We start from the raw sequence: 10,677 nt of genomic DNA, 5'->3' as shown, positions 1-10,677 counted from the left end.
CCCCCGCGCCAGAGGCGCGGGGGGCGGCTGATATGTCTGTTATGTCCGGAGCCGCTCCATGAACTCCTCGCCGGTGATCGTCTCCTTCTCCAGGAGGTAGCCGGCCAGCTCCCGGAGCTTGGACTCGTTCTCCCGCAGCAGTCCGAGAGCCTTCTGGTGGGCCGCGCGCACCAGCTCCACCACCTGGCGGTCGACTGCGGCGGCCGTCTCAGCCGAGCAGGACAGGGCGGCGTCGCCCCCCAGGTACTGGTTCTGCACCGTCTCCAGCGCCACCATGTCGAACTCCTCCGTCATGCCGTAGCGGGTGATCATGGCCCGAGCCAGCTTGGTGGCCTGCTCGATGTCGTTGGAGGCGCCGGTGGTCATGTTGTCCGGGCCGAAGATCAGTTCCTCGGCGGCCCGGCCGCCGGTGAGGGTGGCCAGCTTGTTCTCCAGCTCGGTGCGGCTCATGAGCATCTTCTCCCCCTCGTCCACCTGCATGGTGTACCCCAGGGCGCCGGAGGTGCGGGGGATGATGGTGATCTTGGTAACGGGGGCGGAGTGGGACTGGAGGGCGGCCACCAGGGCATGGCCCACCTCGTGGTGGGAGACAATCTGCTTCTCCTGAGGGGAGATGACCGCGTTCTTCCGCTGGGCCCCGGCGATGACGGTCTCCACGCTCTCCTCCAAATCGGCCTGGGTGACGGTCTTCCGCCCCAGGCGGACGGCCCGCAGGGCGCCCTCGTTGACGATGTTGGCCAGCTCCGCGCCGGAGGCGCCGGCGGTGGCCCGGGCGATGGCGCTCCAGTCCACGTCCCCGTCAATATGAACCCGCCTCCCGTGCACCTTCAGAATGGCGATGCGCCCCTGGAGATCGGGCAGCTCCACCGGCACCCGCCGGTCAAACCGGCCCGGGCGCAGCAGGGCAGGGTCCAGGGACTCCGGCCGGTTGGTGGCGGCCAGAAGGACGACGCCCTTGCTGGAGTCAAAGCCGTCCATCTCGGCCAAGAGCTGGTTGAGGGTCTGCTCCCGCTCGTCGTTGCCGCCCAGGCCGCCGGTGTCCCGCTTCTTGCCGATGGCGTCGATCTCATCGATGAACACGATGCAGGGGGCCTTCTCCCCCGCCTGCTTGAACAGATCCCGCACCTTGGCCGCGCCCATGCCCACGAACATCTCCACAAATTCCGAGCCGGAGATGGAGAAGAAGGGCACCTTGGCCTCCCCGGCCACCGCCTTGGCCAGCAGGGTCTTGCCGGTGCCCGGCGGCCCCACCAGCAGCACGCCCTTGGGCAGGCGGGCACCGATGGCGGCGTACTTCTCCGGCCCGTGGAGGAAGTCCACCACCTCCATCAACGACTCCTTGGCCTCGTCCTGGCCGGCCACGTCGGCAAAGGATACGCCGGTGGACGCCTCCTCCACGTAGACCTTGGCCCCCGACTTGCCGAAGGTCATGGCGTTGCCCATCCCGCCGGGCAGGCCGCCCATACGCTTCATCATCCAGCGGGAGAGCAGCTCCCCAATGACGATAAAGATCACAATGGGAAGAATCCAGCTCACCAGGACGGAGAGGATGGGATTGGCCTGGGTGGGGATCTCCGCGGTGAAGGTGATCCCCTCCTCCGCCTGGAGCTGGGCCAGCAGCCGCTGGCCGTCATCCGGCCAGACGCCGGTCTTGTAATAGCCCTCCCGCCCGCCGTCGTCCTTCGCAATGAATACGATCTCCCGGCTCGTCTCATCCAGGGCCACCTGCTCCACCTGGCCGCCATCCACCATGGTCAAAAACTGGCTGTACGGCACCTCCACCACCTGGCGCTCCAGCAGGGACGGGAAGAGAAACACGTTCAGCAGCATCAGCACAATCAGCGCCGCCAGATAGTAGAAGATCAGCGGCTTTTTGGGGGGCGAGGTCTTTATCTCACTGTCCTTCAGTTCTTTCAAATCAAAATTCCTCCCCGGTTTGAAACATTATTTTGGGTACGAAGGAATCATAGGCTTCCCTTTGCCAAAAGTCAACGCGCCTCCAGTGCTGTTTACATATTGTTTACAAAAGGGGCCCCGTCCAGCCGGGCGGGGCCCCTTTTGTTCAATATTTGTTCACCATACCGGCAATCAGCGGGGTGGGCACCAGCCACATCACCAGGAACACCAGCAGGTTGGCGGCGGACAGGGAGGCGTAGGAGCATACAAAGGTGAGGTAGAAGGCCAGCAGCAGCCCCGCCACAGCACCCAGGCAGGCCAGCACTGCGGCGGTGCGCACCGCCCGGCGCAGCCGGGCCGCCCCCACCACGGCCTCGGAGTAGGGGGCCACCCCCTCACGGCAGAGGACGGCGGTGAGGATGTCGCTGTGGGGCTGCTCCTCATCGGACAGCTCCCGCCGCCGTTCCACCGCCGGGAACTCCATCTTGTCCACCGGCAGCTTGAAGCGCTGGCGCAGCATGGCGGGGATCAGGTTGAAGTCGCGGGTGGCCATCACCGGCGTGACCCGGTTGCGGATGAGGCTGTTCAGCGACGGTTCCAGCGCCCCGTGGAGCGTGTAGTTGAGGGCGAATATGCCCGCCAGCTCCCCGTCGATGGCGCAGAACACCGCGTTTTTCACGTTGAGTCCCTGGGGCAGGGTGATCTCCATCAGGTGCATGAAGGACGCCGAGCCCACCAGCACCTGCTGGTCGCGGATGACGGCGGACAGGCCGCCCTCATACACGCAGAAGTCGGAGGCGCGGCGGTACACGCACCCCTGGGCGCGGAGCAGGTCGTGGAAGAGCTTGTCCAGCCCGCAGCCCGCGTCCCGGATAAGGGTGGCGGTGTCGGACACCACCTTGTCCACCGGAAAGTCCCCAAAGATCTTGATGCCGTTGAGGGACACACAGCCCGGCGGGAAAAAGTCGGTATCGTTGAGCAGGATGCCGCTGCCGCCGGTGGCAGTGACCCCGTCCCACCCGGCGATGGCGGCCCCCGACTTGCTCAGCCGCTGGGTAAGGCTCAGCCACGGCAGGGCGAAGCACAGCGCCCCGGACAGGGAGGCGCAGGCGGTGAGCATGGCGGACAGGCACCAGAGCAGCCGTTCCGGCGCGCCCCGGCCGATGGAGGCCACCACACTGAGCAGAAGGCACGCGATGAACAGCAGCGGGCAGACCCGGTGGAAGATCCGCTCCGCCCCGTCGGCGGCCTGCATCTGGCGACCGAAGCCGATGGGCTCCCCCGACCACTTGGCGTAGGTGTCCCAGCCATTCCACTTGCCCTCGTCCAGGGTGACCAGATAGGGTTGGGCGGCGGAGGCCGCCGTGCGGCAGGCCATGCGCAGACCACGCCGCTTTCGCCTGGCGCCCCGCAGGAGAAAGAATATCCCCAGCACAATGGCCGCGCAGTAGGGCATCTGACCGTCCCGGGGGTCCAGGCGGTACATGGTCAGCGCGTCGGCCAGGGTGGCCGCGGCGGCGAAGACCAGCAGCGTATCCATGCCCAGCTCCAGCCGCAGCAGTCGGAACAGCCCCCGCATGAGCACATCCAGCCCCAGCAGCATGGCCGCCCCCTGGATACCCGCCAGGGCAAGCACCCGCAGCTCCGGGGTGAGCACGGCCGGGTAGGGGAACAGCCCCAGGGTCAGGTAGAGGGCGGGCAGAAGCAGCAGGAACACCAGCACCGAGCGTACCCCCATGGACTTGAGGCCCTTGCCGTACCGCCGGGCCAGCTCCGCCGCGGGCAGATCCGGGGCGGGGGGCGGCTGGCGGCGGGGGCGGCGCTCCCGGAAGACCTCCTCCGGCTCCTCCTCGTCGGTGCCGGGGATGTACTCCTCCGCCCGGCGCACCTCCTCGTCGTCCTCCCTGCCCTCCTCCTCAAACATGTGTCCGGCGTAGTCGTCCGCCTTCTGAAACAGGCGGTTGAGACCCTCGGCAATGGGGTTGTCCGACGCCGGTCCCTCCTCACCGGGGAACTCCAACACCTTGTCCCCGTCCTCCGGCGGCTCCTCCGGCTCCGGCTGAGGCGGCGGAACGGGGGGCGGGTCCTCCCGCCGGCCCGACGGGAAAGACACCACCTTGCCCGGCCCGGGCGGCCCGGCGGGAGACGGCGCCGTGCGCTGGGAACGGGGCGTCACCGGAAAGGGGATGGTGTCCTCCTTCCACCGCGGCTTGGCCGCGCCGCCGCCGAACTCCGCCAGAATCTCCTCCAGGGAGAACGTCTCCTCGCCGGGCATACCTGTATTCCGTTCGTCGTCCCGGTCCTTGGACATGGTTCTCACCTGCTTTGCATGATTTGGATGCGCGGGCGGCCATAGAGGCCGCCGCCTTTCCGTCCCGCTTATTCCATTCTCTGCCGCACGGCCTCATAGAGCAGGATGGCCGCCGCCGCGGAGGCGTTGAGGGAGTTGAGCTTCCCCCGCATGGGTATGCGCACCTTGAAGTCGCAGGTCTCGGCCACAAGGCGGCCCATGCCGTCCCCCTCGCTGCCGATGACGATGGCGGCCGGGCCCTTCAAATCCGCGTCGTACAGGAGCCGGTCCCCGTCGGCGGCGGTGCCGAACACCCACACGCCCGCCTCCTTGAGCTCCTTGAGCAGGGCGGGCAGGTTGGCCACCCGGGCCACGGGCACGTGGCTCACCGCCCCGGCGGAGGTCTTGGCCACCACGGCGGTCAGGCCGGCGGAGCGGCGTTTGGGAATGATGACGCCGTGAGCCCCCGCGCACTCGGCGGTGCGGATCACCGCCCCCAGGTTGTGGGGGTCGCTCAGCTCGTCGCACACCACGATCAGGGGGGGCTCCCCCTTGGCCCGGGCGGCCTCCAGGATGTCGTCCACGCTGGCGTACTCCCGCACCGCCGCCAGGGCGATCACCCCCTGGTGGGAGTGGGTGCGGCTCATGCCGTCCAGCTTGCGCCGGTCGCACTCCACCACCACAACGCCCTTGGAGCGGGCGGTGGAGGCGATGTGCCCCAGGGCCGCGTCGGTCTCCCCCCGGGCCAGATAGATCTTGTCGATAGGGGTGCCCGCCCGCAGGGCCTCGGTCACGGCGTTGCGGCCCTCGATGATGCCGTCGGCCTCCCCGCTGGGGGCCGGTCTGCGCTCCTTCATGGTCTGTCCTGCCTTTCTCATTGGTCCGATACTGGACAACAGTATACCACAAGACGGCGGATCAAAAAAGCCAAAATTGCCGCATTCCTGCAAAAAGAGCGGTGGGCCTCCCCCCTTGTTTTTCATAGAAAGTTTACAGGTTTCGCCGCGCCGTTCCTTGTTTTTTCAAACTCCTTGTGCTATAACTATAATTACTTTGAATATTGAATGTTTCCCATCAAGGAGGAACGAGACTTGAACTCCAATCAGAACAACAACCGGGGCAAGGGCGGCGGCAACAAGCGCAATATGACGGCCATCGTCTCTATCCTGCTGTGGGCCCTGGTTCTCACCCTGCTGGTCAACCTGGCCACATCCAGGCTGCAGCAGGCCAATTCCGTGGAGGTGTCCTACGGCCAGTTCCGCCAGCTAATCATGCAGGATGCCGTGGAGTCCGTGGTTATGGCAAGCGGCAAGTACACCTTCACGCTGAAGGAGGGCTACTCTCTCTCCGTCGGCGAGGACGGAGAGGTGACCGTCCGCACGCCGGAGGAGGGCGGGCAGGACAGTCAGGCCGCTCAGACGCCCCAGGAGAGCGGGACCACCGGCGGAGTGCTGGACCTGCCCCTGTTGGACGGGACAGCCCCCCAGCAGCAGCCGGTCCAGAGCCAGAATCAGGCCCAGAGCGCCGGCGGCAGGGAGTCCCTGGTCTACTTCTGCGCCCCCCTGACTGATGACATTCCGGAACTCGTAGCCCTCATGGAGGCCCACGGCATTACCAACTTCGGCCCCGAATACGTGGAGCCCATCAACCCCATTCTGTCGGTGCTGCTGTCCTGGGTGCTGCCCATGGTGCTCATTATGGTGGTCTTCTCCCTGCTGATGCGTGGGATGGCCGGCAAGATGGGCGGCGGCATCGGCAACCTGGGCAAATCCAACGCCAAGGTCTACGTGGAGCGCAAGACCGGCGTCACCTTCAAGGATGTGGCCGGCCAGGATGAGGCCAAGGAGTCCCTGGTGGAGATCATCGACTTCCTCCACAACCCCCAGAAGTATACGGAAATCGGCGCCAAGCTGCCCAAGGGCGCGCTGCTGGTGGGCCCGCCGGGCACCGGCAAGACCCTGCTGGCCAAGGCCGTGGCCGGCGAGGCCAACGTCCCCTTCTTCTCGATCTCCGGCTCCGACTTCGTGGAGATGTTCGTGGGTATGGGCGCCGCCCGCGTCCGCGACCTGTTCAAGGAGGCCAACAAGATGGCCCCCTGCATCGTGTTCATCGACGAGATCGACACCATCGGCAAGTCCCGCGACAACCGCATGGGCGGCAACGACGAGCGGGAGCAGACCCTCAACCAGCTCTTGGCCGAGATGGACGGCTTTGACCCCACCAAGGGCGTCATCCTGCTGGCCGCCACCAACCGGCCCGAGGTGCTGGACCAGGCCCTGCTCCGCCCCGGCCGCTTCGACCGGCGCATCATCGTGGACCGGCCCAACCTGGCCGGCCGTCTGGCCACCCTCCAGGTGCACACCCGCAACATCCGTCTGGCCGAGGACGTGAACCTCCGCAAGATCGCCATCGCCACCGCGGGCACCGTGGGCGCCGACCTGGCCAACCTGGTCAACGAGGCCGCCCTGCGGGCTGTCCGCCTGGGCCGCAAGGCGGTCAACCAGGAGGATCTGCTGGCCGCCTTCGAGCTGGTCATCGCCGGCGCGGAGAAGAAGGGCAGCGTCCTCAGCGAGTTTGAGAAGAAGCTGGTGGCCTACCACGAGGTGGGCCACGCCATGGTGGCCTACAGGCAGAAGCACGCCGAGCCGGTGAGCAAGATCACCATCGTCCCCCATACCCAGGGCGCCCTTGGCTATACGCTCCACCTGCCGGAGGAGGACAAGCACCTGCACACCAGAGATGAGCTGCTGGCCCAGATCACCGTCTCCATGGGCGGCCGCGTGGCGGAGGAGCTGGTACTGCACACCATGACCAACGGCGCGGCCCAGGATATCCAGGACGCCACCGGCATCGCCCGCAACATGGTGGCCATGTTCGGCATGAGCGACGAGTTCGGCATGATGGCCCTGGCCTCCCGCCGCAGCCAGTACCTGGACGGCGGCTACGGCATCGACTGCGCCCAGGACACCGCCGCCGCCATGGACCGGGCGGTGCGGGATCTCATCGACGCCTGCTACAAGAAGGCAGTGGAGATCCTCTCCCACAGCCGGGAGGACATGGACAAGGTGGTGGAGTACCTGCTGGAGAAGGAGACCATCACCGGCGCGGAGATGGTGGCTATTCTGGAGGGCCGCGACCCTGCCCTGGCGGACAACTTCCCCGACCCGGACGGGAAAGGAACGGTCGGGCCCCCGGCAGAGCCCGTCTCCGACCCCATCCCCCTGAGCGGCGGCGAGCCCCAGCCCCCCAACGGCGGCGGCATGGAGTTCGGCCCCGAGGGCAAGCCCAAGGAATAAGCAAAAAGGAACCCCCGCGAGTCCGCGGGGGTTCCTTTTTGTGCCCGGTCATGGGAACGCCGCCCACTCCAGGCCGGAGGGGCCATCTGAAAAGGCCGCCCCCTCCACTTGGCGGGTACAGGTCCGGCCCAGACTGTCCACCGCCTCCACCAGCAGGAGCACCTCGTCCCCTGCCTCCACTCGGGTTTGACGCTGGAAATCTGATACATCGGCCTCCAGGCGGCCGTGCTCCACCGGAAGGGACTGTTCCCACTCCGGCGCGCCGTTCCGGTACTGGCGAAGGACGGCGCGCTCTACTGTCACTAAGGAGCCCTCGGGGGGCACACAGGCCGCCCAAATACTCCCGTCCCAGGTCCATATCCCGCCGGACAGGGTTCCGCCCTTCCCCTTCCGCGCCGTCAGCTCCAGCGGGGCCAGGGCTTCGGCGGTCACGGTCCACTCTCCCAGCTCCTGCCGGTACTCCGCGCCGGAGGGAGTGCGCGTCCGCAGCGTGAAATGGTACTCCTCACCCAGAGGAAGGCGCAGCTCCGCCTCATAGGCCAGGCCGTCCCGGTCGGCCCGGGCGGTGAATCGCTCTCCGCCCCCCTCCGCCGTCACCGACAGGCCCAACCCCGGCGCCTCCACCTCGGGGACGGCCCGGAGCCGCCAGCAAAAGGTGCCGTCCTCCCCCAGGGCGGCGACTCCCCGCTCCTCCACCTGCCACATCCGGCCGTCCGCCAGGGCGGCGGCCAAAAGCCGGTCGGCCTGGCCGCTTTGAAGGGTGTTCACCCTTAGGACCAGCACGACGCATACCGCGCCCAGCGCCGCCGACAGCAGGGGCCACAGCCGCCTTTTCCACCTGGGTACGGGCCGGGGCGGTTCGGCGGCCGCCGCCTCCTCTACCCCCAGCAGCACCCCTACCGGGAGGTGAAACAGGCGGCTCAGGGCCACCAGCTTGTCCACCTCCGGCACCGCGCCGTCGGCCTCCCATTTGGAGATGGCCTGCCGGGTGACGCCCAGCGCCTCCCCCAGGCCCTCCTGGGACAGGCCCAGCCGCTTCCGCTCCGCCTGAATACGCTGCCCAAGGGTCACAGGCCCCCCCTCCCCTCTCTGCCTCCCAGTATAGCCGAACAGGAGCCCCTTTGGCAACCAAGCCGCCGTTTCCTTTTGTCAACCGCCGGTTGCCCCTCCGCTCTCCGGGTCAAAGAAGGCCGCCAGCCGGTCTTGCCCGCCGAACAGGTTGTTGTACTGGAGGCGCTGGTAGTCCTCAATCCGGGCGGTGAAATCGTTGGTCTCCAGATGGCTGTAGGCCCGGCCCGCCGCGTCCGTATAGCCCACGAAGGTGAGGGCGGGCAGCTCCTCCTGGAGCTGCCACAGGAAGTCCCCGTAGGGGGTGCCCGCAATGCCCGCGTACCGCAGGAGGTACTGGCCCAGGAAGTTGAGGCTGGTCGTCTCCGGCCCCGTCCCGGGCAGGGGATAGTTGGCCCAGATGACAAAGGGCACATAGTATTTGCCCATATACTGCTCCATAGTCATCTGCTCCTGGGTGACGCCGTAGGCCAGATCGAGGAAGCCCTGCTCCACCGAGGGCTGGTGATCCCCGAACATAATCACGATGGTGGGCTCGTCAAAGACCCGGAGATACTCCACCAGGGCGCGGAAGGCCGCGTCGGTCTTGCCCGCCAGGGTGAGGTACTGCTCCGCCATGGGGTACTCCCCCGGCGCGTCGGCTACGGTGACCTGCGCCGGGTAGTCCGGCACGGTATAGCCGCCGTGGTTCTGGATGGTGACGTTGAACAGGAACAGAGGCTTCCCCTCCTCCTTGTGCTCAAGCTCCCAGATAATCTGTTCAAAGTCGGACTGGTCGCTGACGTAGCCGTGCTCGAAGGTCTGGGGCACATCCATGTCGTCGCCGCACTTGTAGGAGTCGAAGCCCAGCCGGGGGTAGGCCCGATCTCGCTGCCACGAGGCCCGCTCCCCAGGGTGGAAGGCCAGGGTGGAATAGCCCTCCGCCTTCAGAATGGAGGCCAGGGAGGCGGTGGGCCCCAGCACATACTGCTGGTAGGGGATGCTGCCCGAGGGCAGGAAGGCCATGGAGTTGCCGGTGAGGAACTCGAACTCGCTGGCGCTGGTGCCCGCGCCGAACACCGAGGTGTAGGCGTGGCCATACACCGCGTTGTCCAGGGAGCGGATGTAGTTGGTGACGCTGGCGCTGAGGGTCAGGTTTCCGTAGTCCTCAAAGTCGGCCCAGGACTCGTTCATGATGGCCACAATATTGGGCCGCTCCACGGAAACCGCCGCCGGCTCCGGCGGCTCCACGCCGGCCATGATCTGTTCCAGCCGCTCCGGCGTGACGTCCTCCGGCTCCTCCACCTCGAGGAACTCCGTGTTGCGGAGGAATACCGCCAGGCAGCCGCCAGCACGGTAGGAGCCGGCGGGGTCCCACACATCGGTCTTAACACCGAAACGCTCCAGCCGCCCGGTGGGGAACAGGAGCAGGAGGCAGGCCAGCCCCGCCCCCAGGCACACCAGCCGCAGGGGCCGCCGCGTTCCGGTGAGGCGCAGGCGGGCCTTGTGTTTCTCCGGATGGAGGAACACAACCAGGGCCGCCGCCAGGGCGACGGCCGCCAGCATCTGCCACGTGGGCGTAAAGCGGTAGCTCCCCGCCACATCGGCGGCGGTGCCCAGGGCGGAGAGATCCCAGGGCAGGATGGGGGTGCCCCGGAAGGACTGGACAAAGCAGTTGGCCGCGCCCCACGCACCGGAGGCGATGTGGATGCCGATGCAGCAGGGGGCGATGCGCCCGGTCAGACCACACAGGGGCCAGTACAGCAGGGCGATGCACAGGGCGTTGGCCAGCAGCGCCGGAAAGAGCATGGCCCAGGGCAGGACGCCGTAGGTGAACTGCATGAGCCAGGCGGCGGTGAACGGGGTCAGCAGCAGGAAGCCCGCCTGCCACAAGGTGTCGGTTGGAATCGAAATGCTTCGTTTCATGGGGTATTCTCCTGAATCTAAGGGTATTGTCTGTGATTATACCGCAGAATTTCCCCTCTGTCAAAAAAGGACGGACGGCGCCGAACCGGCGCACGTCCGTCCTTTTGCTGCTTTACGTCTCCTCCGGCGCCCCTGTGCGGCCGCCGAAGGCCTCGATGGCTCGCTCGTCGGCCTCCCGCTTCTCTTCAATGGCCTCTTTCAGTAACATGTCCTTGACCTTCA

The 10,677-nt window shown here is 66.9% G+C and carries 6 protein-coding genes; 1 reads left to right on the top strand and 5 read right to left on the bottom strand.

All coding sequences use genetic code 11. The annotated features are described in order from the left end of the window. Positions 1-39: 39 nt before the first annotated feature. The 3 genes from ftsH (HMPREF0372_RS00320) to rlmB form a co-directional block, all read right to left on the bottom strand. Positions 40-1,917, bottom strand: coding sequence for an ATP-dependent zinc metalloprotease FtsH (ftsH, locus tag HMPREF0372_RS00320; protein ID WP_007487920.1), 1,878 nt, complete (start codon positions 1,915-1,917; stop codon positions 40-42). 145 nt (positions 1,918-2,062) lie between these two features. After that, positions 2,063-4,207, bottom strand: a complete 2,145-nt coding sequence (locus tag HMPREF0372_RS00315; RefSeq protein ID WP_007487919.1) for a hypothetical protein — start codon at positions 4,205-4,207, stop codon at positions 2,063-2,065. A 68-nt stretch (positions 4,208-4,275) separates the two neighbouring features. Beyond that, a complete protein-coding gene (gene rlmB / locus HMPREF0372_RS00310; RefSeq protein WP_009257896.1) occupies positions 4,276-5,043 on the bottom strand; it encodes a 23S rRNA (guanosine(2251)-2'-O)-methyltransferase RlmB in 768 nt (255 codons plus the stop codon). Positions 5,044-5,250: 207 nt separating this feature from the next. Between rlmB and ftsH (HMPREF0372_RS00305) the strand changes: the two genes are divergently transcribed. Next, a complete protein-coding gene (gene ftsH, locus HMPREF0372_RS00305) occupies positions 5,251-7,482 on the top strand; it encodes an ATP-dependent zinc metalloprotease FtsH (protein ID WP_007487914.1) in 2,232 nt (743 codons plus the stop codon). A 48-nt stretch (positions 7,483-7,530) separates the two neighbouring features. Here the strand turns inward: ftsH (HMPREF0372_RS00305) and HMPREF0372_RS00300 are convergent, their stop codons facing one another. Continuing rightward, the gene (locus tag HMPREF0372_RS00300; RefSeq protein ID WP_039996359.1) at positions 7,531-8,553 is read right to left on the bottom strand and encodes a helix-turn-helix domain-containing protein; all 1,023 of its coding nucleotides are present in this window, start codon (positions 8,551-8,553) and stop codon (positions 7,531-7,533) included. A gap of 78 nt (positions 8,554-8,631) precedes the next feature. Continuing rightward, positions 8,632-10,455 carry an LTA synthase family protein gene (locus HMPREF0372_RS00295; protein WP_007487912.1) on the bottom strand — a complete coding sequence of 608 codons (1,824 nt, stop codon included), beginning with the start codon at positions 10,453-10,455 and terminating at the stop codon, positions 8,632-8,634. Positions 10,456-10,677 lie beyond the last annotated feature (222 nt).

The organism is Flavonifractor plautii ATCC 29863 (assembly GCF_000239295.1).
In the GTDB taxonomy this organism is placed as follows: Bacteria; Bacillota; Clostridia; order Oscillospirales; family Oscillospiraceae; genus Flavonifractor; species Flavonifractor plautii.
This window is presented reverse-complemented; position numbering and strand designations above follow the sequence as displayed.